This window comes from Aliiroseovarius lamellibrachiae, from assembly GCF_018599245.1.
GTDB lineage: Bacteria > Pseudomonadota > Alphaproteobacteria > Rhodobacterales > Rhodobacteraceae > Aliiroseovarius > Aliiroseovarius lamellibrachiae.
On sequence record NZ_JAHEVJ010000002.1, the window covers coordinates 46,994 to 73,505 of the forward strand.

27 protein-coding genes are annotated in these 26,512 nt (G+C 56.9%); 13 read left to right on the forward strand and 14 right to left on the reverse strand.

The annotated features are described in order from the left end of the window. The first annotated feature begins 39 nt into the window (after positions 1-39). The 6 genes from KKW20_RS03600 (at position 40) to KKW20_RS03625 (ending at position 5,611) form a co-directional block, all read left to right on the forward strand. On the forward strand, positions 40-753 hold the full coding sequence (locus KKW20_RS03600) for a hypothetical protein (protein ID WP_214566160.1): 714 nt from the start codon (positions 40-42) through the stop codon (positions 751-753). 76 nt (positions 754-829) lie between these two features. Then, positions 830-1,621 carry a DUF6478 family protein gene (locus tag KKW20_RS03605; RefSeq protein WP_214566162.1) on the forward strand — a complete coding sequence of 264 codons (792 nt, stop codon included), beginning with the start codon at positions 830-832 and terminating at the stop codon, positions 1,619-1,621. A gap of 31 nt (positions 1,622-1,652) precedes the next feature. Further along, on the forward strand, positions 1,653-2,030 hold the full coding sequence (locus tag KKW20_RS03610) for a hypothetical protein (RefSeq protein WP_214566163.1): 378 nt from the start codon (positions 1,653-1,655) through the stop codon (positions 2,028-2,030). A 3-nt stretch (positions 2,031-2,033) separates the two neighbouring features. Beyond that, positions 2,034-2,537 (forward strand): 2-thiouracil desulfurase family protein, encoded by a 504-nt coding sequence (locus tag KKW20_RS03615; RefSeq protein WP_343207549.1) that lies wholly within the window; start codon positions 2,034-2,036, stop codon positions 2,535-2,537. An 87-nt stretch (positions 2,538-2,624) separates the two neighbouring features. Then, positions 2,625-4,652, forward strand: a complete 2,028-nt coding sequence (locus KKW20_RS03620) for an NADPH-dependent 2,4-dienoyl-CoA reductase (RefSeq protein WP_214566165.1) — start codon at positions 2,625-2,627, stop codon at positions 4,650-4,652. 44 nt (positions 4,653-4,696) lie between these two features. Next, a complete protein-coding gene (locus tag KKW20_RS03625) occupies positions 4,697-5,611 on the forward strand; it encodes an AEC family transporter (RefSeq protein WP_214566167.1) in 915 nt (304 codons plus the stop codon). On the opposite strand, the gene KKW20_RS03630 is transcribed toward KKW20_RS03625, so the two are convergent. Next, on the reverse strand, positions 5,605-6,597 hold the full coding sequence (locus KKW20_RS03630) for a Hint domain-containing protein (RefSeq protein WP_214566168.1): 993 nt from the start codon (positions 6,595-6,597) through the stop codon (positions 5,605-5,607). The two genes, KKW20_RS03625 and KKW20_RS03630, sit on opposite strands and share 7 nt — an antisense overlap. A 320-nt stretch (positions 6,598-6,917) precedes the next feature. On the opposite strand from KKW20_RS03630, the gene KKW20_RS03635 reads away from it, so the two are divergent. Continuing rightward, on the forward strand, positions 6,918-7,823 hold the full coding sequence (locus KKW20_RS03635) for a LysR family transcriptional regulator (RefSeq protein ID WP_214566169.1): 906 nt from the start codon (positions 6,918-6,920) through the stop codon (positions 7,821-7,823). A 114-nt stretch (positions 7,824-7,937) separates the two neighbouring features. Here the strand turns inward: KKW20_RS03635 and KKW20_RS03640 are convergent, their stop codons facing one another. The 4 genes from KKW20_RS03640 to KKW20_RS03655 all read right to left on the reverse strand — a co-directional run bounded on the left by KKW20_RS03640 (position 7,938) and on the right by KKW20_RS03655 (position 10,890). Continuing rightward, positions 7,938-8,756 carry an OmpA family protein gene (locus KKW20_RS03640; protein ID WP_214566170.1) on the reverse strand — a complete coding sequence of 273 codons (819 nt, stop codon included), beginning with the start codon at positions 8,754-8,756 and terminating at the stop codon, positions 7,938-7,940. Positions 8,757-8,848: 92 nt separating this feature from the next. Next, positions 8,849-9,424, reverse strand: a complete 576-nt coding sequence (locus KKW20_RS03645; protein ID WP_214566171.1) for a peroxidase-related enzyme — start codon at positions 9,422-9,424, stop codon at positions 8,849-8,851. Between the two features lie 9 nt (positions 9,425-9,433). After that, positions 9,434-10,165: a GNAT family N-acetyltransferase gene (locus KKW20_RS03650; RefSeq protein WP_246534432.1), complete on the reverse strand. Its 732-nt coding sequence runs from the start codon at positions 10,163-10,165 to the stop codon at positions 9,434-9,436. Beyond that, positions 10,162-10,890 carry a competence/damage-inducible protein A gene (locus tag KKW20_RS03655; protein WP_214566910.1) on the reverse strand — a complete coding sequence of 243 codons (729 nt, stop codon included), beginning with the start codon at positions 10,888-10,890 and terminating at the stop codon, positions 10,162-10,164. The genes KKW20_RS03650 and KKW20_RS03655 overlap by 4 nt, the downstream gene beginning before the upstream one ends. Before the next feature lie 50 nt (positions 10,891-10,940). Between KKW20_RS03655 and sfsA the strand changes: the two genes are divergently transcribed. After that, positions 10,941-11,651, forward strand: a complete 711-nt coding sequence (gene sfsA, locus KKW20_RS03660) for a DNA/RNA nuclease SfsA (protein ID WP_214566172.1) — start codon at positions 10,941-10,943, stop codon at positions 11,649-11,651. Between the two features lie 39 nt (positions 11,652-11,690). Further along, positions 11,691-12,539, forward strand: coding sequence for a type I methionyl aminopeptidase (map, locus tag KKW20_RS03665; RefSeq protein WP_214566173.1), 849 nt, complete (start codon positions 11,691-11,693; stop codon positions 12,537-12,539). Positions 12,540-12,572: 33 nt separating this feature from the next. Here the strand turns inward: map and rsmD are convergent, their stop codons facing one another. The 8 genes from rsmD to KKW20_RS03705 form a co-directional block, all read right to left on the reverse strand. After that, positions 12,573-13,142, reverse strand: a complete 570-nt coding sequence (rsmD, locus tag KKW20_RS03670) for a 16S rRNA (guanine(966)-N(2))-methyltransferase RsmD (protein ID WP_214566175.1) — start codon at positions 13,140-13,142, stop codon at positions 12,573-12,575. Then, complete coding sequence (locus tag KKW20_RS03675) at positions 13,142-14,347, reverse strand: NAD(P)/FAD-dependent oxidoreductase (protein ID WP_214566177.1); 1,206 nt, start codon at positions 14,345-14,347, stop codon at positions 13,142-13,144. Before KKW20_RS03675 ends, rsmD begins: the two co-directional genes overlap by 1 nt. Before the next feature lie 97 nt (positions 14,348-14,444). After that, positions 14,445-14,738, reverse strand: a complete 294-nt coding sequence (locus KKW20_RS03680; protein ID WP_214566179.1) for a 4a-hydroxytetrahydrobiopterin dehydratase — start codon at positions 14,736-14,738, stop codon at positions 14,445-14,447. After that, positions 14,735-15,970 (reverse strand): GNAT family N-acetyltransferase, encoded by a 1,236-nt coding sequence (locus tag KKW20_RS03685; RefSeq protein ID WP_214566181.1) that lies wholly within the window; start codon positions 15,968-15,970, stop codon positions 14,735-14,737. The genes KKW20_RS03680 and KKW20_RS03685 overlap by 4 nt, the downstream gene beginning before the upstream one ends. Next, positions 15,960-16,745 carry a glycerophosphodiester phosphodiesterase family protein gene (locus KKW20_RS03690; protein WP_214566183.1) on the reverse strand — a complete coding sequence of 262 codons (786 nt, stop codon included), beginning with the start codon at positions 16,743-16,745 and terminating at the stop codon, positions 15,960-15,962. The genes KKW20_RS03685 and KKW20_RS03690 overlap by 11 nt, the downstream gene beginning before the upstream one ends. After that, the gene (locus KKW20_RS03695; protein WP_214566184.1) at positions 16,742-17,203 is read right to left on the reverse strand and encodes a RidA family protein; all 462 of its coding nucleotides are present in this window, start codon (positions 17,201-17,203) and stop codon (positions 16,742-16,744) included. Before KKW20_RS03695 ends, KKW20_RS03690 begins: the two co-directional genes overlap by 4 nt. 71 nt (positions 17,204-17,274) lie before the next feature. Further along, a complete protein-coding gene (locus tag KKW20_RS03700; protein ID WP_214566186.1) occupies positions 17,275-18,576 on the reverse strand; it encodes an HlyD family type I secretion periplasmic adaptor subunit in 1,302 nt (433 codons plus the stop codon). Continuing rightward, positions 18,576-20,312, reverse strand: coding sequence for a type I secretion system permease/ATPase (locus KKW20_RS03705; RefSeq protein ID WP_214566188.1), 1,737 nt, complete (start codon positions 20,310-20,312; stop codon positions 18,576-18,578). Before KKW20_RS03705 ends, KKW20_RS03700 begins: the two co-directional genes overlap by 1 nt. Before the next feature lie 223 nt (positions 20,313-20,535). Here KKW20_RS03705 and KKW20_RS03710 point away from each other — a divergent pair, with 223 nt between their 5' ends. The 4 genes from KKW20_RS03710 (at position 20,536) to KKW20_RS03725 (ending at position 24,195) form a co-directional block, all read left to right on the forward strand. Next, positions 20,536-21,264, forward strand: coding sequence for an MlaA family lipoprotein (locus tag KKW20_RS03710; RefSeq protein ID WP_214566190.1), 729 nt, complete (start codon positions 20,536-20,538; stop codon positions 21,262-21,264). Beyond that, entirely contained in the window at positions 21,227-21,850 is a 624-nt protein-coding gene (locus KKW20_RS03715; RefSeq protein WP_246534434.1) for an MlaC/ttg2D family ABC transporter substrate-binding protein, read from the forward strand. The genes KKW20_RS03710 and KKW20_RS03715 overlap by 38 nt, the downstream gene beginning before the upstream one ends. A gap of 261 nt (positions 21,851-22,111) precedes the next feature. Then, positions 22,112-23,143 (forward strand): fatty acid desaturase, encoded by a 1,032-nt coding sequence (locus KKW20_RS03720; RefSeq protein ID WP_214566192.1) that lies wholly within the window; start codon positions 22,112-22,114, stop codon positions 23,141-23,143. A gap of 173 nt (positions 23,144-23,316) precedes the next feature. Further along, positions 23,317-24,195, forward strand: a complete 879-nt coding sequence (locus tag KKW20_RS03725; RefSeq protein ID WP_214566194.1) for a hypothetical protein — start codon at positions 23,317-23,319, stop codon at positions 24,193-24,195. Between the two features lie 54 nt (positions 24,196-24,249). On the opposite strand, the gene KKW20_RS03730 is transcribed toward KKW20_RS03725, so the two are convergent. Further along, positions 24,250-26,499: a transglycosylase domain-containing protein gene (locus KKW20_RS03730; protein ID WP_214566196.1), complete on the reverse strand. Its 2,250-nt coding sequence runs from the start codon at positions 26,497-26,499 to the stop codon at positions 24,250-24,252. Positions 26,500-26,512 lie beyond the last annotated feature (13 nt).

The following is a 26,512-nucleotide window of genomic DNA, read 5'->3' on the forward strand; positions in this document are numbered from 1 at the left end:
GGTCACTCGGCTATGTCAGTTCGGAATTTGGAGGGGCCGATGTTGCGTTTGCTTGTTGTATTTGTTGTGTTGATTGGTCTGGCGGGCTGCATGGGCAATCGGGATGGTACCGCGGGTGGGGCTGGGTTTTTGTCCGGGATTGGCGCATCGAAAGCCACGCAGCCCAAGCTAAAAGTACAAAAGCACCGCGCAGTTTTAGGGGGCGCTATTACTGTCGCTGGTCCGAAAGGCTATTGCATTGACCTGTCTGGCGTAAGCGACACCGAAAGCGGAGCGTTTGTGCCTCTTGGGGCCTGCGCAGCCATTTCCGGTCGCCGCACGGATGGTGCCCCGAAGACCCTTCGATTTTTGGCTGCTGCGATCCGGCCTGTGTCACCTGACGCCTTGATGGCGGCGCCTGATCTTGTGCCTGCCGCCCGTCGTGCGATGGAGGATGAAACCGTGCTTGCGGCCCTCTCACAAGGCGACAATACCGCCAAGATTGTGACGCTGCGTGGTGAAGGGCAGGCCCTGATTGCCAAAACGCAGAATGCAAATGGGCGTGACGGGCTGGCCGCAGAACAATGGCGCGCAATGTTCTTGACGCGAGGTCATGTGGTGGGGCTGACCGTTTCTGGCTTTGCTGGGCAACCCGCGTCAGAGGATGGCGAAACGGTGTTGATCGCCTTTTTGAACGCGATGCAAGCCGCCAATCCCGAGGGAAAAATCCACACAAAGGGTGTGGCGAAATTTTTCGGTCGTTTGCTGAATTGAAACTATTAGGTTTGAAAATGGAAACAATCGCCATAAAGATGGCAATGTCAAAAAGTTAACACGAATCTGATCCCGTATGTCCAAACGTGAAACCGGCCTTCGACATCGTATTATCCATTGGCGCGCCATGCGTCATTGGGGGCGTCTCGCCCGTAAAGTTAACCAATACGATTTGTCCACCCTGCGCTCTCTGCGTGCTGCCGCCCGTCAATTGCGCGGGCAGCTGGATCAAGTGATCCGAGTGGCGGACAGCAGATTGGCGTTGCCAATGATCGGCTCTAACGCTTTTCCCAAACCGCTTTATTGCGATTGGTCCTACCGGCCAGAGCTTTGGCGTATGCCCATCACACCAATCGGCATTGCCGCGGCAGAAACCAAATCAACATTTGGCGAAGAGATCATGTTGTTTCATGATTGCCGCAGCTCAGAACTCACCGTGCGTCAGGTGCGGAATACGCGCGAAAGCGATCTTGCCCCTTTCGGGCTTCGCATGGACGTGTTCCGTTTTGATGGGTCATTCTTGTCGCTGGTGATCGAATTGCCCAGCGCCGCAGTCGAGGGGCTTCAACGTCGCCATCTTGTACGTCTGTCCGCTGTGGTCGAGATGGAAAAAAAGCTTGAAATCTTCGCGCGGCTAAACATCAAGCACGGCCCCAACACCGAACAATTGGTGCGTGAGCTGCCGTTTGGCGACCTGGATGACGCGGGCCGGGCTGAGATCGAGGTGGAATTTGACCTCGCCTACACAAAAATGAACGAAAAACGCGTTGAGCGGATGTGGGTGGACCTGGTGATTGAAAATCCGGAAATGAGCCAGGTCGTGATCCGCGATCTGAATTTCAGCCGTCGCCCTCGTGCCGAAGTCTGATGGGCAACCGACCCGCTTGAAGGAGAATGCAATGTCCGAGATGACCTTGACCAAAGCCCGTATCCAAGCAGGCGTGTGGGAAGGTGTGCTGGCTTTGGGCGCGCACACGGATCTGCCACAGCTGGAGCTGACCCATCTAGCCAAGCCCATTGCGGGAATGAGCGTTGAGGAGGATCCGGACCATCGCGGACAATATCTGGTGCGGGTGCCAATCCCGGTGGAATTGCTGTCCGATGGGGTGCAGACATTTGTCATCTCTGCTGTGGAAAGTGGCGAAAAGCTCACCCATTTCTCGGTCATCACCGGACAGCCGGTGGGGGATGATATCATTGCGGAAATGGATCTTTTACGCGCCGAACTTGATATGCTGAAACGTGCCTTTCGTAAGCATTGCCTGGAAACGATGTAACCTGTGGCGCCGCCATTTCGCCTTTTGGTCAGCGCCTGTTTGATGGGGCAAAAAGTGCGCTATGACGGGCGTGCAAAATCATCCCCCACCGATGATTTGAACCGCTGGAGGGATGAAGGGCGTTTGGTGATTTTTTGCCCTGAAGTGGCAGGCGGATTGCCGACACCTCGATTGCCGGCAGAGATTGAACCCGGTTTTGATGGTGCGGATGTTCTGGCAGGACGTGCGCGTGTGATCGACAGCGAAGGCGGGGACGTCACCGATGCCTTTATCAATGGCGCAAAAAAGACCGTGACCTTTGCACAATCCGAGCGATGTACGCACGCTGTTTTAACCGAGGCCAGCCCATCATGTGGATCCGCACTGCTCTACAGTGGTCGGCATGACGGAAAACAGCGCGGTGGTTTCGGTGTCACCACAGCGGCTCTCCGTGAGGCGGGCGTTGAGGTGTTTGCCCCAGACGCTTTGCCCGATGTGCTCCGGATCCTCGCAAAAACGCCGATCTAAGCCCACGGGTTACGCTGCGTTTTAGATGACAGTGCTTTACGCGCACGTCAATGTGGCCGCAGCAAACGCCAGCCACAGGATCACACCATGACCAACTATCCCCATCTTCTCGCTCCGCTTGACCTGGGTTTTACCACACTGAAAAACCGCGTGTTGATGGGGTCGATGCACACCGGGCTTGAGGAACGTGGCGATTGGACCCGCGTGGCAGAGTTCTATGCCGCGCGCGCGCGCGGTGGGGCCGCCCTGATTGTGACGGGCGGCATGGCGCCCAACGCCGAAGGCGGCGTTTTTCCTGGTGCGGCGGGGCTGTTTTCTGACCAAGACATTGCCAACCACAAATCCGTCACGGACCGGGTGCATGAAGAAGGCGGCAAAATCGCCATGCAGATCCTGCACGCAGGGCGGTATGCGTATGGGCCAAATTGCGTGTCCGCCAGCCCGGTGAAATCCCCCATTTCGCCTTTCCCACCGAAGGAATTGGACGAGGCGGGCATTTTGAAACAAATCGATGACTTTGCAACCGCCGCTGCCCGCGCCAAAGACGCGGGCTATGATGGGGTCGAGGTAATGGGGTCCGAGGGCTATTTCCTCAACCAATTCCTCGTCACCCACACCAACAAACGCGAAGATCGCTGGGGCGGGTCTTATGAAAACCGGATGCGTCTGGCGATTGAAGTGGTCAAAGCGGTGCGGGCCGCCGTTGGGCCAGAATTTATCGTGATCTATCGCCTGTCGATGATCGACCTTGTGCCAAATGGGTCCAGTTTTGACGAAGTGATCCAATTGGCCAAAGAGGTTGAGGCCGCAGGGGCCACCATCATCAACACCGGTATCGGTTGGCACGAAGCCCGCATTCCGACCATCGCAACATCAGTTCCCCGTGCGGCGTTTACGTGGGTTACGAAAAAGCTGATGGGCCATGTGTCGATCCCGGTGATCACCTCAAACCGCATCAACACGCCTGAGGTTGGCGAAGAGGTGCTGTCCGGCGGCGCCGCAGACATGGTGTCCATGGCGCGCCCGTTCCTTGCTGATCCCGAATTTGTTGCGAAAGCGGCAGCAGGAGAGGCGGATCGTATCGCGCCTTGTATCGGCTGTAATCAAGCCTGTTTGGACCATACTTTTAATGGCAAAATCTCAACCTGTCTGGTCAATCCGCGCGCCTGTTATGAGACAGAGCTTGCGTTTGACATGACCGATACGCCGAAATCCATCGCCATTGTCGGGGCCGGTCCCGCCGGTCTTGCGACGGCATTGGTGGCGGATGAACGCGGCCATGATGTGACCCTGTTTGACCGCGCCGATCAGGTCGGTGGTCAGTTGAACATGGCCAAAAAAGTGCCGGGCAAAGAAGAGTTTATCGGGCTGGTCGATTGGTATGACCGCATGGTTGCCGCCTCAGACATCGACCTGCAACTTGGCAAAGAGATCAGCGCGGAGGATCTTGTTGGCTTTGACGAAGTGATCGTCGCCACGGGCGTCTCTCCGCGGGATCCGGGCATCAAAGGGCAGAACAGCGCCAAGGTGCTCAGCTATATCGACGTGCTGCGCGATGGCGCACCCGTGGGCGATAAGGTCGCCATTATCGGTGCGGGCGGCATTGGCTTTGACGTGGCCGAATTCCTGACCCAAGCGGGCGAAAGCCCCACCCTGAACCTGGACGAATGGCTGGCTGAATGGGGGGTGACCGATCCCGGTGAGACCCGTGGTGGTCTTGCGCCTGATGGCCCGAAACCCGAAGCCCCCGCCCGTCATGTCACCTTGATGCAACGTAAGGCGCAGGCGCTGGGCAAAGGCCTGGGCAAAACCACCGGCTGGATCCACCGCGCCACGCTTAAGATGAAAAACGTTGAGATGCTGGGGGGGGTGAATTATGAGGCCGTGACCGACGAAGGCCTGTTGGTGTCCACTGGCGAAGCCCATGAAAACCCGCGCGTGATTGACGTCGACAATGTGATCCTTTGCGCCGGGCAGCTTCCAAATCGCACACTTGCTGATCAACTCGCCGAAAAAGGCATCACCGCCCATGTTATTGGCGGGGCAGATGTCGCAGCAGAGCTTGACGCGAAACGTGCCATCGACCAAGGATCGCGCTTGGCGGCGTCGCTCTGATCTTTCAACCAAGACCAGACGGCGCATGATTGCATGAGGGCGCTATGGTCTTTGTTTCGATATTTCTGGGTCTCCTCCCCTCGTTCCTCTTGGTGGGGCTGGGTGGGATTGTGCGTGGTCGGCTGTCGGCAAATGCTTGGCAGGGGTTGGATCGCCTGAATTTTGAGATCTTGTTCCCGGCGCTTTTGTTTGTTGCGGCCTCTGCCCGTCCCATTGCGCTGACCGATGTTGCGGTGATGGGACCGGCGGTTTGGGCCATTCTGACCGCTGGATTGGCGTTGGGCTGGTTGGCGCGCCCTGTGGGGCCACAGCGTTTTTTGGATTTTGCAGGCGCGTGGCAAGTGAGCTGGCGCTTTAATACGGCTGTGGGCTTGGTTGCCGTGTCTCTGTTGTCGCGTGGCGGGGTGGCGGAAATGGCGGTGGCCGTTGGGCTGGCCGTGCCGGTCGCCAATGTTTTCGCCGTGTCAGCCCTTTCGCGCGGTGGCGCGATGACCGTGGGGGCCACGTTGCGTAAGGTGGCGTTAAATCCGTTTCTTCTTGCGTCCTTAAGTGGTGTGATTATCGGGCTGATGGGATGGCAATTGCCTGCGCCGGTTCTGGCCCCGCTTGAAATGCTTTCACGAGCTGCCATTCCGGTTGCCCTGCTGTCGATCGGTGCCACAATGAATTGGCGCGCGCTTGCGCGACTGGACCGCTTCGACGGTGCGATTTGTGCGATTAAACTGTTGATCTTACCCGCTTTGGCGCTTGCGGGCGGCCTGATGCTGGGGCTGGATCCCGCGATTGGAACGGTGCTGGTGTTATTTGCGGCCCTGCCAACAGCTTCTGCCGCGCATGTTTTGGCATCTGGCTTTGGCGCAGACCGCGAACTGGTGGCCACATTGATTGCCCAAACCACACTACTGTCCGCAATCAGCCTGCCGGTATGGATCACATTGGCCGAGCTTTTGTTTCAGTGAGACGGGGTCAGCAACAGCGCGGCTTCGTGTTTGCGCAGCACCCGACGAGCCGTGACATAATCGGCGAATCCGGTTGTTGCGAACTCTGGAAACAGGGCTCCAAACTCGCAACGTGCATCTTCTGACAAACCTGCACTGTCACCAGGAAGATAGCTTTCGGTTGCAACCCCCTCGGAATAGATCACCTCGTGGCGATCAAACATCAGGTGGTAGTAGGTGACCTCGCCGCCCGGCTTTCGAAAGCCCAAGCCAATGTCCGCGAGATAAAGCGCGGGGGCCATCACCTCGGTTTCGCCAAACAACAATTCTGCGCGCGGGCCGGACAGCAGCACCCGGTGTTGCGCAGACAGCACCAGGTCGCGATCATTGCCGATCGCACCCTTCGGCAGAACCACCGGGGCGAAATTGCCTTGGGCAGGTACGGTGCGATGGGCCACCCAGCGCAAAGCCTGCGCGCCGTGATCATGGGTCGTTACCAAATCGCCTATCTGAAGATCCTCAATGTTTACCCGCCCGGTTGGGGTTTCAATCAAAGTGCCGCGTGCGAAGCACGCAACATATTCATTATATTGGTTGCCCTGACGATAAGACGAGCGTTCGACGTTAAAGGAATAGCTTTGCCCAGCGACCAAAGGTGCTGTCGATGCCAGCCCTTGTACAGCCCCTTGTTGATACCCATCGCCACCAAAGTGCAACGTGGTAACTTTCAACCCGGATCCCGAGTTGATCAGATCATACGCCGCATGTACGTCCGTGCCAGCGCCATAGGTCGTGCCGCCAATCGTGACATCGGCGACCAAGCTCTGGCTGTCGTTCACCTCTTGGAACGTCCCTTCGTCGTCCTCAATGGCGATCAAGGTCGGGGTGGCCCCTGGTTTTAGCGTGAGGGTGAACGTGGGGGTGCCCAGGGCCGCCCCGTTTTGCTCATTTGGTACACCGCCCACAAAATCAGACGGGCTGTAGACGTAGAGATAATGAACAGACATGTCTTCGATCCTTTGGCAGCTACATGGTTAAGGGCGTTGTCTTGTTGCTTGGTTAAAATTTGGGATTGGGTAAGGAAATGTCAGGGGGAAAACCTGCCCCGTGTTGGCAGATTACGACTTGAATGTGATGGGTGCGGATTAACTTATTGAAATATAACGTTAAAATTGATGGTCGCGGTTGGGCGCCATTTTGAAAGAATTTCGAAGACATAAACGATCCGCGGTAATATCACGGTATTGTCCATTCACGATCACAGTCTTGCCCCATTTGCCCGCGATACAATTCCTCGTTGGGGACAGTATTGTAGAAAGAAAACAAAATGGATCGACTGACCGAAATGGAAGCCTTTGCCACCGTGGTGGACCAAGGCGGATTTACGGACGCGGCACGGAAGATGGGGATTTCAAAATCCGCCGTCTCCAAACATGTCTCCAGTCTGGAAGCGCGTTTAGGCGCGCGCCTTTTGAACCGCACCACTCGGCGCGTTAGCCCAACTGAAATTGGGTTGGCCTATTATGACCGCGCCCGTCGCGTTCTGAATGATGCGGGCGAAGCGGACTCTTTGGTGACATCCATGCAATCTGCCCCCTCGGGCATGTTGCGTATTTCAGTTGCGACTGATTTTGGCGTGAACCACCTGAGCCCGATTTTGGGTGACTTCTTGCAAGAATTCCCGGACATCAATGTAAACATGGTGCTGAACAACCGCTATGTTGAACTGATCAGCGAAGGTTTTGATATGGCGATCCGCGTCGGCGAGCTGGAGGACAGCTCACTGCGGGCGCGCAAAATCTCGGCCACCACGCGCCGGATGGTCGGCAGCCCCGAGTATTTTGAGAAATACGGCCGCCCCGAACGCATTGACGATCTGAATGAACACAAGCTTTTGCATTATTCGAGCCAGAGTTCGGGCAATATGTGGAAGATCCCCGCACCATCGGGTGAAATTCGCCAAGTGCGGTCAGCCGGTTGGTTGTCAGTGAACGACGGGCAGTCCCTATTGAATGCGGCCATTTCGGGCCTCGGTATCGCCTATTTGCCCAGCTTTCTCTACGCAGATGCAATGGATCAAGGGTTGATCGAAGATGCGATCCCCGAGCTTCCGATGGACACGCAAGGCATCTATGCCATCTATCCACCCGGCCGGTTCACCCAGCCAAAAGTCCGCGCATTTATTGATTTCCTCGTCCACGCCTTTGCGGAAAAAGGGCCTGACCACTGGTAATCCCAGCGGTCCGCCCGCGACGTCAATCCGAACACTGCCTGTCCTGAAATTGGGACAACTGAGCGGCCAAGCCTTTGCTTGTGTCGCTCTTTTTTTGATTGAGGTATTCTGTGGCTACGGCGCTGTGTTCAAGAGGACCGCCTCTACCCGTCGATTGGCATCTTGCCCGGCTTGTGTGAGGTTGGTGGTGATTGGCGCCAAATACCCGACACCTTCCGCTTGCAAGCGATCACCAGAAATGCCGTGACGTTCGATCAGTCTGGCGCGCACACTCGCGGCGCGTTTTCTGGACAGGGCGGTGTTCGCGTCCAGACCGCCGACAGCATCGGTATGCCCGACCAAAGCGATGCGCCGATCTGGGTTGGCGGCCAGGTAGCTTGCCAATTCTTTCAATCGCGCGATGGACCCTTCGGACAGGGTGGCGGAGCCGGTGTCAAAGTTGACGCCGTCCAAAACGACATGGCCGCGGTTTTCCAAGGCTTGCCCCAAACTCCCATCGGAGACACGCGGGATATGCGCTGAGGGGGCGGTTGTGGTGATCTCTCGCAGTGCGCTGTTTTGGCTGATCTGCACAAACCCATCGGACCCACCATGGCTGACGAGCAGCCCAACGTAGGCATCGCCCTTACGCAACGTGGCATAATGATAGCGGCCCAAATCAATGAACAGATCGGGCGGTGCAAACTGTCCCACCGCAAAGCGAAAGTCATAGCCCCCGCATGACACGGCCTGACATTGAAATACAATCTCATGTCCCTCCGCCACGAGCTGTTCTGTCAAAGAGGTGATCAGTTGGTAATTGGTTTGGGCATCACCTTCGATACGCCAAGCTTGCAGGTGCAGTGTGCCCGGTGCGGTTAACATTGGCACGCCTGCGCCATCAAACGGCGCGCGCGCAAAAGTGGCAGGCGCATTTTCGCTCTGGGCGGTCATTTCCGCGCCAGAGGGAAAATCTAATGCGCACACGGGGCCGGCAAACAAAGTGCCAACCAACGCGCAGCTGATCAAAAAAGTGCGGCTTGAAATCATCGATGTAGGGCGTGGTACGCGTCGTTAGGTTGCATCCCCACCGCAGAGGCCATGCGGTTGGACATTGAGAAGAAGCCGACCGTTGCGGCAATGTCCCAAATGTCTTTGTCGGTGAAACCGAGAATGCGCATCGCCTGACGGTCGTGTTCATCGACTTCGCTGGATGTCTTGGCGACCTTTTCGGAAAAGGCCAACATCGCGTGTTGCCGGTCGTCTATGTCTGCCATGCGCCAATTCATGACCATCGCTTCGCCCAACAGTGGATTGCCCGACAATTCGCGCACCGCAGCCCCATGGGCCACCTGACAATACCAGCAATTGTTGATTGAACTGACCACCACCGCGATCATTTCGCGTTCCAGTTTCGAAAGCCCCGACTCGCCCAGCATCAGCTCGTTATACATCGCCATGAACGGGCGCAGCTTTTCCATGTCAAAGGCATAAGCCTTAAGGACATTTGGTACGAGCCCAAGCTTTTCGTCACAAATATCGAAATACTTCTGAATATCTTCGGGTAAGGGGGTGACCATTGGCAGATCCAGCGCCGTGACCCCGTTATTGTTCTGCGTCATATCTGCCTCTCAGGATTGTTTCATGCGATAATGATAATGTCCCACCAGATGCATCCCCATATTGGCATAGAGCGGATTGGCGGCGTGATTGCCCTTGGTCACAATCAAAGACAGGTATTTCGCCCCTTTTTCTTCTGCCCAACGGGCGGCCTGACGCAATAGGTTCTGCGCGGCCCCTTTGCGGCGCAGGGCTTCGTCCACATGCAGCGCATGCACCATCGCAATCCCATTGTGAATGCCGACAAACCCAACGCCGGCGGGGGTGTCATCGGTGCGCGCCAATAGGCCGGTTTTTACGCAATCTGCACGCGCCATCACCGCGCGGCGGTTGGCATTGATGGCCCCGCGTTCCCACAACTCGTTCATAATCGACAGAGGAGGCCAGACAGCAAAGGCGGACACAGGCGGGGGAGCTTCGCGGGTTAATTCGGCAATTGACATGACCCAAATATTCACCACATCCACCTTGGCATAACTGTGCTGGGCCAGCATGTCGTCCAGATGTTCGTCGCCTGCACGGATCTGGAACAAGGGGTCTTGGCCGATGGCGCGCATGGCCTCTTCGGCGGCGGGCAAGTCGGCCTCGGTGGTAGGCCAGTTTTCGGTTGCGGCAGAGACACGTTTGCCGCCGCCTTTGCCATCGCGTATGGCCCAGGCGCCCACCCGTTGGGTGTCGGCGGCGGGCCAGGTGGCTTCGCACACGTCAATCAGCGTTTCGGGGCTGGGCATATCTTGGATCATGTGTCCTCCGGAAAGGTCTGGGTCAGGGCCGTGGTGGCGCGTTTTAATTGTTCGGCGTCTACACCGCGCAACACGATATTTGCACCATAAACCCCTTCGTGGTGAAATGGGTAGGACCCGATGGAAATCTCGGGAAATTTTGCGGCCAGATCGCCCAAAGGCCCGGCAATATCGCCTTCGCCCCGGTTTATCTGAATGGTTTCGGACAAAAGCGGCGCACCACCAGTCAGGCGGGGCAGCACGCTGTCGACCATGGCCCGAAAGACGCTGGGCACGCCGGCCATCACATGCACGTTTTGCACAGAGAAACCGGGGGCAACGGAGACCGGATTGTCGATCAATGTGGCACTGTCCGGGATGCGGGCCATGCGTTGACGGGCGGCGTTAAACTCTTTTCCGCCTTGCGCATAATGGGCGGCCAAAAGGTCGTAAGCATCAGGCCGGACATCGATCTGATCGCCGAACGCCTCGGCGATGCAATCGGCGGTGATGTCATCATGGGTGGGGCCAATGCCGCCGGATGTAAACACATGGTCGAACCCTTTCGACAGGGCTTGCACAGCGCGGATGATCGCTGGCGCATCGTCTGACACCACACGGACCTCTTTCAGATCAATGCCATGTTCGGTCAGCCGACCTGCCAAATGATACATATTGGCGTCACGGGTGCGACCCGATAGGATCTCGTCTCCGATTACCAACATTGCAGCGGTTGGGTTTGTCACAGAGTTTGCCATCGCTTGCTCCTTTGTCTCCTTCGGTATAGGCCTCAGACATGGAGTTTCCCACCCCCCTTATACCCGCCCGGCTCATTCGTCGCTATAAACGTTTCCTTGCGGATGTGACGCTTGAAGATGGTCGCGAAGTGACCGCACATTGTGCCAATCCCGGATCCATGATGGGGCTGGCGGACCCCGGTTGTAAAATCTGGTTGGAACCCAATGATGATCCGAAGAAAAAGCTGAAATTTGGCTGGCGTTTGGTGGATCATGAAAACGGCCACTTTACCGGCGTGGACACTTCGGTGCCCAATCGTGCGTTGAAAGCGGCCCTTGAGGCGCATGAAATCCCTGAGCTCGGCCCCTATGAGACCGTGCGCCCTGAGGTGAAATACGGCGAAAACTCTCGTATTGATTTCTTGCTGGAAGGGGCCGCGCCTGAAACAGGCCTGACCTATGTCGAGGTGAAATCTGTGACGCTCAACCGCACGCCCGGTCTGGCCGAATTTCCCGACAGCGTGACCAAACGGGGCGCTAAACATTTGGCAGAGCTGACCAATATGATGCGCGAAGGCCACCGTGCCGTGATGCTTTATCTCGTGCAGCGGACCGATTGTGATCGGTTTGATCTGGCGCGTGACATTGACCCAGCCTATGCCGCGGCCTATGAAATTGCCCACGCCGCCGGGGTCGAAGTGATCTGCTACGGCACCAACATCACGTCCCAAAGCATCGAAATTGGCAAGCCTCTGGCGGTTTTGGCGTGAACACCCTATTTAGGGCGAAAGAGAACAAGGAATGCGTCGATGGATGACAAAATGCGTGTAACCAAAGAAGGCATCCGCCTTTACAACCCCGAAGATTTCGCGGGCATGCATGTGGCGGGAAAACTGGCAGCAGAAATCCTCGACCGGATCGCGCCAATGGTTGGCCCCGGTGTGACAACCGCCGAAATTGACGCCGCGATTGAAGCGATGGTGGACGAGGCGGGCGCGGTCTCTGCGACCATCGGTTATAAGGGCTATCGGCACGCGTCCTGTATCTCGCTGAACCACGTTGTGTGTCACGGCATTCCTGGGTCCAAAACCCCAAAAGGCAAAAACGAAAAGTCCAAACGCAAACATGATGAGCTGATCGACGGCGACATCCTGAATGTGGATGTGACGGTGATTGTTGATGGGTGGTATGGCGACACGTCGCGCATGTATAAAGTTGGCAAGTTGAAACCCTTTGCGGATCGTTTGGTGCAGGTCACCCATGATGCGCTGATGCTGGGAATTGAAGCGGTCAAGCCGGGCAATACCTTCGGCGATATCGGCCACGCAATCCAAACCTATGTCGAAGATCAGCGCATGTCTGTCGTGCGTGATTTCTGTGGTCACGGTCTGGGTCGCGTCTTTCACGCGCCGCCCAATGTGCTGCACTATGGCCGCGCTGGGTCCGGTCCGACGCTGGAAGAGGGTATGTTTTTCACCATCGAACCGATGGTCAATCTGGGGCGACCCGACACGAAAATCCTTGGCGATGACTGGACCGCAATCACGCGTGATAAATCGCTGTCTGCCCAGTTTGAACACTCCATCGGTGTGACGGCAGATGGGTGTGAAATCTTTACCCTGTCGCCAGCGGGCAAGTTTCACCCGACGTGGGGTTAAGAAAGCATGGGCTGATTGCTGGGGCGCGGCGGGTTACTCCGCCACCTCGCAAATCGACATAACGGTGTCGCCATAGCGTCGCGTGTCGAGCAGCTCGATGCCGTCGGGCAGCGTGACCTCGGCGTTTTCTTCCCAGACGATCAACGCGTCAGGGGCCAGCCAGCCCCCGGCCATCGCTGCTGCCAACGCCTTTTCTCCCATTGCCTTGCCATAGGGAGGGTCGAGAAAGATTAGGTTGTGTGGTGTGCCGTTGGATCCCAATGGCGGCAGCCTCGTCGCGTCTCGGCTTATCACGGTGATTTCATCCCCACAGCGGCATTTTTCAACGTTTTCCCGGATCAAAGACAGCGCCTTGCGTCCGTCGTCGACCAGTGTCACATGGGCCGCTCCGCGCGACAACGCCTCTAGCCCCAAGGCACCGGTGCCCGCAAATAGATCCAGCACATGCGCACCCTCAATCGGGTCGCCAAATCGCCCGCCGGCCAGCATCGAAAACAGGCTTTCACGCACCCGATCTGTGGTCGGGCGCAAATGCGCACCTGCATCCCCCTTGCCAACACTCGCCAAAGCCAAGCCGCGAAATCGCCCAGAGATAATACGCATTACATCAAGGACTTAAGTTCAATGTTTGTGTCCGCCACAGACCCACGGTCGGGGGATTTCCCGCCCTCAATCAATCGTTTTCCGATCATATAGGCGCGGGGGTCATTCATTGCATCAACAGCCAAAAGAGTGTCGCCCTGATAATACCAATAACTGACCGATCCGTCCTTGTCGCCGGGGCGCGTGACCACATTGTCATATCCGCTGTTCAGCCCGGCAATTTGCAATTTCACATCGTATTGGTCAGACCAAAACCACGGTTTTGCGACGTAATCTGCGCCCTCACCCATCATGTTGCGTGCGACGACTTCTGCCTGATCAATGGCGTTTGGTACACTTTCCAACCGAATGCGCCCGCCGCGATATGGGAAGGATGCGCAGTCGCCCGCCGCCCAGATTGCCGGGTCAGAACTGCGCCCCTGCGCATCAGTTTTGATGCCATTGTCAATTTCAAGCCCAGCGGCGTCCGCCAGCGCACTGCCTGGTGCGATGCCCACGCCGACGATCACAAAATCCACCTCAAGTTCAGTGCCATCTGACAAGCGGGCACCTGAAACGCGCCCCTCACCGGTCAAGGTTTCCAACCCTACGCCCTCAATGATGTTCACCCCGTGTGACGTATGCAAATTGCGAAAATAATCCGAGGTTTCCGGTGCCGCGACCCGCTGCAAAATCCGGTCGGCCATTTCGACCACGGTCACAGCCACACCCTTTTTGGACGCAACCGCGGCGGCCTCGAGTCCGATGTAGCCGCCCCCCACGATCAACACCCGACGCCCTTTCGAAAACTCAGGCTCGATCCTGTCAACATCTTCCAACGTGCGCACCACATGCACACCATCTAGCGCGCCACCGATTGCTGCGGGCAGCCGACGCGGCGTTGACCCTGTGGTCAGGGCCAATTGGTCATATTTCAAACGTTCATCGCCAATCACAACTTCGCGCGCATTTCTATCAATGGCGTCGACCCGTGCGCCCAATCGAAGGGTGATGTCGTTGTCGGCATAAAAGCTCTCTGGGCGCAGGTACAACCGTTCCAGGGTCATCTCGCCGAGCAAATAGGCCTTGGACAAGGGGGGGCGTTGATAGGGCGGGGCGGTCTCTTCGCCAATCAAAGTCACCCGCCCGTCAAACCCGGAATTGCGCAGTTTTGCAACCAAAGATGACCCGGCCTGACCGGCCCCAATTACAACAATATGGCTCATCGTTTGTTCCTTTGCTCGGCATGATTTGCACAGCCTAAACCGGGGGGATTACAATTGACAACGACCGACCGCGCCTATTCTGTGTCTCTTAGGTAAATTACCCGGCCAACACGTCCATTTTTTTTGCCAATTTCACATCCCGCCCGCTGAGTTCGCCCACGTCATGTGAGGTGAGCGTGACCTCTACTCGGTTGTAAACATTGGACCATTCCGGGTGGTGGTTCCATTTTTCGGCAAAAAGTGCAGCACGGGTCATAAACCCAAACGCCTCAACAAACCCAGTGAACTTATATGTCTTCACAATGGCGTCACGCCCGTCAATCAACACCCATCCGTTGGTCAAAAGTGGGGGCAGGGCGGCTGTGCGTTCCTCTTGGGTCAAAAGGCTCATGGGTCATCCTCTGTTTTGCGAAACGGGCCCATTTCAGCCAGCGCTTCAATGTCATTGCCAATCATTTGGGCCTCTTGCGCGACAAAGCGCTCAACGGCGCTGCGAAAGCCTGCGTCGCGGATCCAATGTAGGGAATGGGTCGCAACTGGGGCATACCCACGGGCGCGTTTGTGATCCCCTTGCGCACCGGCCTCGACACGGGAAAGCCCGTTGGCGATCGCATAATCAATGGCCTGATAGTAACACAGTTCGAAATGCAGGCAGGGATGGTGTTCGGTGGCGCCCCAATAGCGACCAAATAGCGTGTCACGGCCAATGAAGTTCAGCGCCCCCGCCACAGCCTCGCCGTTGCGTATGGCGAGAACCAACAGCACATCATCGCGCATTGTGTCCTGTACCAGATCGAAAAAGGCACGGGTCAGATAGGGGCTGCCCCATTTGCGGGCGCCGGTATCTTGATAAAACCGCCAAAACGCGTCCCAATGTGCCGGCTTCAGATCGCCGCCCGTCAGCGAAACAATCTCGCCGCCGAAGGACTGTGCGCTGCGCCGCTCTTTGCGGATGGCCTTGCGTTTGCGCGAAGTCAGGCTCGTCAGGAAGCCATCGAAATCCCGAAAGTTGTTGTTTTCCCAGTGATATTGCAACCCAACCCGTGGCAACAATCCCATTTCCTCGCCCGCTTGCGCTTCGTCTTCTGTGCAGAAAGTAATATGCAGCGACGATAGGTCGTTGTCCGCGGCGGTCTGCACCGCACCTTGCACCAACGCAGCCTGGCCGATGGTTTCAAACCCCGGACGCACGAGCAGCCGTCGTCCGGTGACGGGGGTGAAAGGAACCGCGAGCTGTAGCTTGGGGTAGTAGGATCCACCCGCGCGTTCAAACGCCTCGGCCCAACCATGATCAAACACATATTCGCCTTGGCTATGGTGTTTTACGTAGAGTGGCGCACAGGCAATGACACGACCGTCGACCTCAACCGTGAGATGATGTGGATGCCAGCCGCTTTGCCCCCCAACGCTGGCGGAACGTTCAAGGGCCGATAGGAAACGGTGCGTTGTGAACGGGTCAATTGCGCGACCATTTTCAGCCTCTGGACAGGCACAGGCATCCCACGCCTGCGCGGAAATAGACGCAAGATCGGGGTGGGCGCGGATCTCGACCTGAGTTTGTGTGTTCGCGGGTTCAGTCACCGGCGCATTGGGGCAGGTGGCGCGGTTTTGGTCAAGGCTCATAGCCCTCAAATGTGATATTATCTGCGACGGCACGCGCGATCGTCTCGACCTCTTGCGATCGAACGGTCCAGCAGAGGATCGATGCGCCGGCTTCCTTCAACCGGGTCACAGCCGGGTTGGACAGGTCATCCACATCATGGCTGATAAAGCTTGCGCCAACACGGTCAAAATCAGGGATGTCACGCAGAAATTTGCGGGTGGCGGCAGGTATAAAGGGCCATTCGCCCTGCAAATAGGCGCATGTGGTCAGGCCCAAAGGCAAATCATTGCGGTGTTGGGCAAAGCGGGCCACGGAATTTGGGTTGAATGACATTACAGCCACCTCCCCATCATACCCCTTCAATTCGCGCGCGGCGACCTCTTCCAAATCCCCGGTGCGTGGCCCCATGGCGCCATCCTGGTCTTTGATTTCGACCAAAAGCGGCACCCGGCCAGCGACCAAATCCAGCACTTCGGCAAAGGTGGGAATGCCCTCATCCCCACCCAGCAATGCAGTTTTTCGCAAGGTGTTAGCATCGACCTGCCGGATTGCCCCCTTACCGTCGGCCAGCCGTGCAAGATCATAGTCGTGAAAGACCATGGCCTGCCCATCCTTGGAAGGTTGCAGATCAATCTCAATGCCATAGCCTCGTTCAATCGCTGCCCGGATCGCCGCACGCGAATTCTCAGGTCGCCCGGCAGCCACATCGTGAAACGCGCGGTGGGCAATGGGTGTGGCTAAGAACGACTGGGGCAAAGCCGTGCGAGCGGTCTCGGGCAGGGAGATTTGGGTCATTTAATCTGAAAAATCCCTTCGATTTCAACGGCGACACCAAAGGGTAAACTTGCGGCAGAGACTGCCGAACGGGCGTGACGGCCCGCTTCACCTAGGGCTTCAACCATGAAGTCTGATGCGCCGTTGATAACTTTGGGCTGCTCGCCAAAATCGGCGGTCGAGTTCACAAACCCCACCAGTTTTACGACGCGCACCACGCGGTCCAAATCGCCCCCGCAAGCGGCTTTGGCTTGAGCCAGCAGACCAATGGCGCAGGTTTTGGCGGCGGCGGCCCCTTCTTCTGCGGTCATTGTGTCACCCAGTTTCCCGGTGATGAAGGCGCCATCCGCCATCGAGATTTGGCCCGACACATGCACCAGATCACCGACCTGTACATAAGGCACGTAGTTGGCCGCGGGGGCCGGTGCATCGGGCAGGGTCACACCCAGTTCAGCAAGACGCTTTTCAAATCCGCTCATGTCACATTTCTCCTCTTTCCTGACCGGACGCTAGCCCGGTTCTGACGTCAGTGAAAGGCCAAATGCGCCGCTTATCTTTCGCGAAACGCCTTGTCGAAATATCCGCGTAGAGGCTCGATCAGATAGGCAAGGGGGGTCTGATCCTGGGTGCGGATGAACCCGGTGGCTGGCATGCCGGGAAGCAACGATGCGCCCTCGGGCAGTTTGGCCAATTCGCCGTCATCCAAGTGGATTTCGGTGCGATAAAAGCTGGCCCCCGACCCCTCATCCGTAAATGCATCGGCGGATAGTTTGGTGACATGGCCGGTCAGATCGGGCGTATTTCGTGCGTCAAATGCGTTGAATTGCAAACGTACTTTCTGGCCAACAAAAACCTGATCGACGTGGATCGGGTCAACCTGTGCCGCGATCACCAGCGGGCGATCCTGTGGCACCAAAAACATGACGGGATCGGCCGCGCGGATCACCGCGCGTTCCGCAAAAACACGCATGCCCAACACGATGCCTGACACGGGCGCGCGCAGATCCAGCCGGTCCAATGTTTCAGTCAGGCTCAATCGTTGTTCGGCCAGATCCAACCGAGAGCTTTCCACATCGCGCAATTCGGTCATCGCCTCCTCGCGGCGCTGCGCGGTGAGTTGGGTGATGTTCAGATCAATTTCGGTGATCCGCCCTTCTGCCTCGGCCCGTGTGGCGGCCAGCTCGCCAATGCGCCCCAAGAGCCCTGCCTCATCTCGTTGCAAGGCCAAGACGCGGCTGGCTTGGGCCAAGCCTTTCGCCAAGAGTGTCTTCTGGTTCTCAAGCTCTTCGCGGATCAGCGTTAGCTGTTTGTTCATGGCCTCCTGTTGGGCATTCACCCCGTCGATCTGGGCGCGAATTTGCCCGGTTCGTTTGGCCAGCTGTTCTGCCTGTGTGGCCAAAGTATGCGCGCGCGAAGTGAACAGGCGTTCTTGCCCTTTGATCAAGGATGCGATTTCTGGCCGTGTCTGCGCAATGCTGTTCAGCTCGTCCGGAAAACTAACCGTGGCGGCGCCATCACGTTCGGCCCCGAGGCGTGCGGTACGGGCCAACAGCTCAAAATATTGGCCCTCCACCACATTCAGGCGCGATTGCAACAGGGTGCTGTCAAGCCGAACAAGCACGTCGCCGGCGGAAACAAAATCCCCTTCTTTTACGACAATTTCCGAAACGACGCCGCCGTCAGGATGCTGCACGACCTGCCGGTTTTGATCTACCTCAATGGCGCCCGCGACAATGACGGCACCAGAAATATTGGTCATCACAGACCATGCCCCAAATCCGCCGACCAGCAAGGCCAGTGCAAGAAACCCAATGGTCAGGGGCGTGCGGGCTGAAAAGTCTTGTTTTGCCACTAATTCATTCCCCCTTGGCCTTTGGATTGCTGGATTTGTCTTGCGTTCTGTACATGTTCCGCGAGGATTTTGTCGCGCGGGCCAAAGCCGCGCACCATACCGCCGTCGAGCATCAAGAGAACGTCGCATTCCGCAATTGCCGCTGGGCGGTGCGCCATAATAATCACGGCACCGCCCGTCGCCTTGACCGTGCCAATGGCCCGGTTCAGCGCGAGTGTGCCTTCGTTATCCAGGTTCGAATTGGGCTCATCCAGAACCAATAAAACAGGCGACCCATAAAGCGCGCGCGCCAGCCCCACCCGCTGCATTTGCCCGCCGGACAACATGCCGCCGCCACCGGATACACGCGTATCATACCCGTCAGGTAGGCGCAGGATCATATCATGGGCATCGGCGCGACGTGCGGCTTCGACCACTTTTTGATGATCTGGCGCTAATGATAGCCCCGCGATGTTCTCGGCGATGGTGCCATCAAAAAGTGAAATGCGTTGGGGGAGGTACCCGATATGTTTGCCAAGGGTGGCGGGGTCAAACTGTTCAAGTGCCGCGCCGTCGAGCCGGATTTTCCCGCCCGCGGGGCGCCAGACGCCGGTAATCACCCGTGCAAGGGTGGATTTTCCCGCACCCGAGGGGCCAATCACGCCCATTGCCTGGCCGGGCTTGAGTTCAAAATTCACCATGCGCAGTGTGGCACTGCTTTGTCCTGGTGGTACAACGGTCACGTTTTCTGCACGCAGATGCGCCTGCGGTCGTGGAAGCTCCATCCGTTTCGGGTCGGGGGCAATCTCGCCCAGCAATTCAGACAGGTCGCGCCAGCCACTGCGCGCCCGTTGCACCACCTGCCACTGACCGATCAGCAGATCAATTGGCGCGAGGGCACGCCCCAATAGGATTGAGCCTGCGATCATGGCGCCGGGCGACATTTCGCCCTTAAGCGCAAGATAGGCCCCAAGGCCGAGCATTGCGGATTGTAAAAACAGCCGGAATGTTTTGGACAGGGCCGTGAATTGCCCCAAACGGTCGGTGGCCTGTACCCCCTGTTTCAAGGCTTCGGCACGGGCGAGGTGCCATCGGTCATAAGCGGCGTCTTGCATGCCGAGGGCGCGGACCATTTCCGCTTCGCCATGCAGTTGTGCGGCCATATGTTCCGCGCGCAGGGTTGCGGCATTTGCTTGAGCGACCGGAGGGTTGGTCGTGATTTGGTTCAGGATCGTAATCGCGATCAAAATTGCCCCGCCCGACACCGCCAAAATGCCCAGCCATGGGTGGAAAATTGCGATGGCCAGCAAAAATACGGGCGTCCAGGGAATGTCGAAAAAGGCTGTAAATGCGGGACTTGCCAGTAGTTTTTGCACCGCTTCCAAATCACGTAGGCTGTTGCTACGCCCTTGTCCGGGTGTCGCATGAGCCGCCCGTCGCAGTGCGGCGGCAAAAACGCGACGCTCTAACCCCACCTGAAACCGTGCGCCTGCCCGTGCCAAAACGCGATTTCGGGCAAAATCCAACACACCCATCATGGCAAAAAGAAACCCCATCAGGACGGTCAGTCCGATCAAAGTTTCTACGCTGCGCGAGCCCAATACGCGATCATAGACCTGCAGCATGTAAATCGGCCCGGTCAGCATTAGAATATTTACAAAAACCGAAAATATGCCTGCGGATGCAATCAGCCATGAGGCCTTGCGCCGCATCACCCGCAACTCTTCTTTGCCGTTTTCTAACTTTGCCTGTCGCATGGGACCCCAGTTTTAGGTTCATTTTGCATAATGGTATTAATTTTCGGCGAAAATCCGCGTTTTTTCGTTCAGTTCTGTCGCCAAATAGCCACAATTGTAATTGCAAACCTGATACCCTCTGGGCATTCGCCCGTCATCCATTATGTGTCAGGCGACGTATAAACCATCTGAAAGATGCGGACTGTCGCCGGGGTGACCGGGGGGAACCGCCGAGCTGCTTAATATGAAAAAGACGACTTTGATTGCGATTGCGGTGCTGACCGTGCTTGGTGCCTGTGCAAAAGCGCCGGCGCCTACGGGTTATGATGATCCACATGAGGCGCAGAACCGACGGACCTATAAGGCCAATATTGCACTTGATCGGGCATTGATCAGCCCGGCGGCGGATTCTTATGGGCAAGTGCCCAAACCGGTGCGCAATTCGGTTGCCATGTTCGCGGAAAATGCCAGCCTGCCGGGCGTGGTGGTCAATAAGCTTTTGCAAGGTCAGATTGACGATGCGGTGCACAATACGGTGCGCTTCTTGTTCAACTCGACGCTTGGCCTGTTAGGTCTGTTTGATGTGGCCAGCGACATTGGTCTGGAGGAGCGCAAGAGTGATTTCGGCGAGACCCTGCATGTTTGGGGAATGCCCGAAGGCGACTATGTTGTGCTGCCTTTCTTTGGTGCGTCAACGGAACGTGATGGCCTGGGTATCTTGGGCGATTTCATGCTGAACCCGCTAAGCTATGTGTTGCCGACCGAAGTGCGTCAGCTGCCGAAAGCTGCTTGGGTAATGTCAAAATTCGGTGATCGTTATGATTTTGCCGATAGTGTTGATAGTATTCTTTACAGTGATGGCGATGGCTACGGCACGCTGCAACTCTATTACCTCGACAGTCGCCGGTATGAGCTGGGGCAGGTGGTCGAGGATAATGAACTGGACGATTTGTACGATGCATATGGTGGGTAAAGTGATGTTGAACCGACGCACAATGATGGGTCTTTTGGCTGGCGCAATGGCGGCCCCAGCGGCTGCTTTTGCGGCAATCTCGGGGGGGCAAGCGGAAACCCTGATTGGCAAGGTGGTGGGCGATATTAATGCGATCATCAATTCCGGCGCAGCCGAGGCAAAGATGATTTCCCGTTTCAAAGGTGTTTTCACCAAATATGCTGACGTGAATTTCATTGCTCTGTCAGCGCTTGGTGTGGATGGTCGCAGCGCGACGGCGTCGCAGAAACGCGCTTTCACCAAGGCGTTCACTGGTTATATTGCGCAACGCTATGGCAGCCGCTTTCGGGAATTTAAGGGCGGGAAGATCGAAGTCGTGAGCACCAAGGCGGTGAAAAACCGGTTCGAAGTGCTGACGATGACCAAGCTTAAGGGCATGTCCCCCTTTGATGTGGTGTTCATTGTGGCTGCGAAAAACGGTAAATTCATCGACATGCAGGTCGAAGGAATTTCAATCGTGAAATCTGAGCGCAAAGAAATTGGCGCGATGTTGGATAAGCGCAAGGGTGATCTGGACCTGTTGATCAGGGATCTGTCCAAGGTCTGATCGCTTGGATGCAAACGGGCCTGCCGCAGAATCAGCACAAGTTAATCATGCGTCAGACAGCCCAGTCGCGCCCGCGCCTTACCCATAGGTAAACCTAAGAAAACCCTGACGCGAAATGCGCCGGGGTTTTTTCGTATTTGAATGAACAAATCCGCAGCATTCTGGGACAGATCCGCACGTTGACGTGTCTTGGGCGCGTTTTTACTTGCCATATAGGGCTGGTGGTTTATCCGTTTCCGGGACCAACGAAAAAGCAGGCGCATGAAAGATACATCAGACCACCCGCTCAACAGCGAAACCCTTTCCGCACGCGAATGGGTGAAAACCTTGGCCAATTATCGCGAACCAGATGCATTGCGCAGCAGCTTTGAGCTGGGCGTGACGTTCATCCCCTTCATTGCCCTATGGGTTTTGGCGTGGCTGTCTCTTTCCGTCAGTTACTGGTTGACCTTTGGCATTTCGGTCCTGAATGCGGCGTTTCTATTGCGCCTTTTCACGATCCAACATGATTGCGGACATGGCTCGTTCTTCAAGCATCGCGCCGTGAGCGATTGGGTGGGCCGCGTGATTGGCGTGCTGACGCTGACCCCATATGATGTGTGGCGCCGGACCCATTCAATCCACCACAGCTCGGCGGGTAATCTTGGCAAACGTGGCATTGGTGACATCCATACGATGACCGTTGCCGAATACGAGGCTTTGACCCCGTTCCACCGCTTGATGTATCGCCTGTACCGCAACCCTGTTGTGTTGTTTGGTTTTGGACCAAGCTATCTGTTCCTTTTGCAAAACCGCTTGCCCGTTGGCCTGATGAACAGCGCGCGTTATTGGATCAGCGCCATGGGCACCAACCTGTCGATCTTTATTGGCATCGCCGTGATCTGGTATTTTGGCGGTCTCTCGGCCGTGTTTCTGATTTTCCTGCCCTCCACTTTGCTGGCGGCGACAGGGGGCATGTGGCTGTTTTATGTTCAGCATCAGTTTGAAAACACGACATGGAATGAAGACGAAAATTGGCAACTGCATGATGCGGCCCTGCACGGCAGCTCGCACTATGTATTGCCACCAGTATTGCAATGGTTCAGCGCCAATATCGGCATCCACCATGTGCATCACCTCTACAGCCGCATCCCGTTTTACCGCCTGACAGAGGTGCTTAAAGATCATTCCGTCTTGGCGCAAATCAACCGGATGACCATCCGTGAAAGCTTTGCCTGCGCGCGTCTGCATCTTTGGGATGAGAAAAGCAAACAATTGCTGTCTTTCCGTCAGGCCCGCCAGCTTTACGGCTGATCGGTCCACGACATTTGTGAACAACGGACTGCCCCACCGCGCGCCGCGCTGTGGGGTTTTCTATGACCAAAGGCCTGAATCCTCTGCGTTTTCCGTAACGTATCTTGCGCGAGAATTGCCCCCCATGACGCAACCTATTAGAGAGGGGCGTGACAATATTTAGGAGCGAGCATTTGGACCGCATTTTTATTCATATCCTTCTTTTGCCGGAATGGACGCTGATGTTTGCCGGCATCCTTTGCGCCATTTTGGGGGGGCTAATTGCGGCGTGGCGCCTGACCATCCGCCACTCTATCGGACGACTGGCTTTTCTGTGGGCCAAGGCGCTGTTCAACGTTGGTGTCGTGGCCCTTCAACTGGGGGGGCATGCGGTGCCGTTTGCTGCAGACCTTGGCCTTCTTTGGATCCTGATCACGGTGATTTTTACCGGCGCCGCTGGTCTAGGGGGAATGCTGTATTACGCCTCGGCCGCCCGCTCGATGAACATGCGCGGAGACAGCAAATATGCCTGGATGGGGTTTGTTCCAATCGTCGCTCTTGTTCTTCTTTTCACCCCTGCGATGGCGGACCAACAGAAACCCATGCGCGGGCGAATGGTGCGTTATGTCCGAAACCCAATCTTGCTTGTCACAGCTCTGGTCGCAATCATCATGGGGCAGGCCTTATCGAAGGTGCTGGATGAAACCCCCGCGTATGATGTCGTGGACAGCACCACACTCGTTGGTCTTATCTCGGGTGCGATGACCGTAGAGGAGTATTTCGCAAGCGAAAGCGAGGGGATGCGCGCAAGCCTTCCGATGGAACTAGATGAGGTGAAGACCTTAACGCGAGTCGATGCAGAGGGAAAATCGCTGGAGTTTGTGTATGTCGTGTCGGACCACCAACCCGGGGTCGCCATGAACTCAACCTCCACCTTGGCAGAGATCGTCTGCCCAGCCGAAAGTTTTGGTGGGCCGCTGAGCCGTGGAGGGCAGGTGATCTTTACGTACCGTGACCCTGACGAAATCCTGATTGATCGCTATGTGATCAGCGTGGCGGACTGCTCCGCCTGATTGTTTTTCGTGATCTGGGGCCGCGATCACTGCGTCCCCAGATCACGTTGTGGCTTAGTTGCCTTGGCCAAAAATCGACCGCAGGGTGTTGATGATTACATTCTCAACCGCATCCTGAAGATCATTTCCACGCGGCTGTGTTCGTGTGCCATTGCCACCCGCATTGGGATCAGAGGAAAAATTCTCGCCCTCAAATTGCGGGGCAGCGCCGGGGCGGATCATGGGCAACGGGCGCGGGGGCAGCCCCTCATGGATCTTCGCCATCGCGTGCTGCCACACCTCGGCTGGTAAGCCACCGCCGGTTACGCCCTTCAGGGGGGTGTTATCATCATACCCCATCCAGACACCCGCCACGTAATCGGCGGTAAACCCAATGAACCACGCATCTTTGGCGCCCTGGGTGGTCCCCGTTTTCCCAGCAACTTCGCGCCCTTCGATACGGGCGCGATGACCGGATCCAACCTCAACCACCTGATTCATCATATAGACAAGCTGCTCATCGGCCGATTTGGAAATCACCCGTTCACCCATGCCGCCGGTTTGCGTCATCAAAGGAGAGTTATCCCCCACCAGCGACAGCTCCGTCAGGCCGTAAGGCGTGACCGAACGACCACCGTTCAGAATGCCCGCATAGGCACCTGTGGTTTCCAGCAACGTGCTTTCCGAAGCCCCAAGCGCCAGTGCCGGACCGTCCGCCAGATCGCTTTCAATGCCAAACATTGACGCCACGGTTTTTACCGCCTCGCGCCCCACGGCCTCGGACACTTTCACGGCCGGCACGTTCAGCGATTTGGCCAAAGCGTCGGTGAGGCTGACGTTGCCATAGTGCTTGCGGGTATAGTTCTTGGGGCACCATTCGCCAGATCCAGGCACATTCAGACAGTAGGGTTCATCGAGCACAAAATCATTCCAGCTGTACCCAAGGTCCAGCGCCGCCGCATAGACAAATGGCTTGAATGACGATCCGGTCTGGCGACTGGCCTGGGTTGCGCGGTTGAATGCACCGGTCACCCGCATGTCGCGCCCGCCGACCATGGCGCGCACGGCGCCATCCGCGCTCATCACCACAATCGCGGCCTGTGCTTTGGACCCGTCGCGGACCTTATTGGCAAACACCCAGTTCACCGCTGCTTCGGCTGCGGTCTGAATTTCAGGATCCAGCGTTGATTTGATCACTACATCTTCGGTTGTTTTGCGGGTCAGGAAAGCGGGCATATCGCGCATGATCCAATCAGCGAAATATCCCCCTGCCTGGGCTTTGGCCGCTTTGGACAGGGTCGCCGGGTTGGCCTGAAAATAGGCCTCTTGCTTGGCGGTGATATAGTCCTGTTCGCGCATCAATCGCAGCACTGTGGCTGCACGATCCTGCGATCGCTTCAGATTGTTCGTCGGCGCATAAACCGATGGCTTGGGCAGCATGCCCGCCAACATCGCGGCCTGTGCCGGGTTTAGATCTGCCGCAGGAATAGCGAAGTAGCGCCGTGACGCGGCATCAAACCCATGCGATCCTGCGCCCAGATAAGCGCGATTAAAATAGATCGTCAGGATTTCTGCCTTGGAAAATTTCGTCTCCAACGCCATCGAATAGACAGCTTCCTTGACTTTGCGCCAGAGCGACCCCTGCCGACAGTCCGCCTCATACGCCGCTTCGTTTTTCCAGGTGTCCGCATCATAAGGCACACCAAGGCACAGCAGCTTTGCCACCTGTTGCGTCAATGTCGACCCACCGTTGCCCGACAAAGGCCCGCGCCCGGCCCGCAGGTTGATACGCACCGCGGAGGCAATGCCGCGCGGGCTTACACCAAAGTGGCGGTAAAACCGCTTGTCTTCGGATGCGACCACTGCGTTTTTCAGATAGGGGCTGACAGTTTCAGACGTGACCGTGCCGCCGCGCTGATCGCCGCGCCATGCGTAGACATCGCCGTAGCGGTCCAGGATCGTTACCGACCCCTTGGCGCGCCCATCAAGCATTGTGGTCAACTCGGGGAGGGTTGAGGCCACATAGAACACGGACGCCGCAATGATCAATGTGACCACGACGGCCCCTTTCCACATCAAACGCCAGAGCATCCGCAAAAGCCACATCACGAAATGCACGGGCCACATCAGGATGCTGCCGCCCCCTCCGCCCCCGCCGCCCCGCTTGGGTGCGGGTGTGCGCCGCTTGGCGGCTGTTTTTCGTGCCGCAGGCTTGGCCGCAGATTTAGACGCAGTTTTACGGGCGGGCTTTTTCGCCGCGCTCTTTGCGTTGGGATAGCGTTGGTCCGCCACCAAGGTGGGGCGTTTGCGGCCGGTTGGGCTCATGGTCTCAAATTCC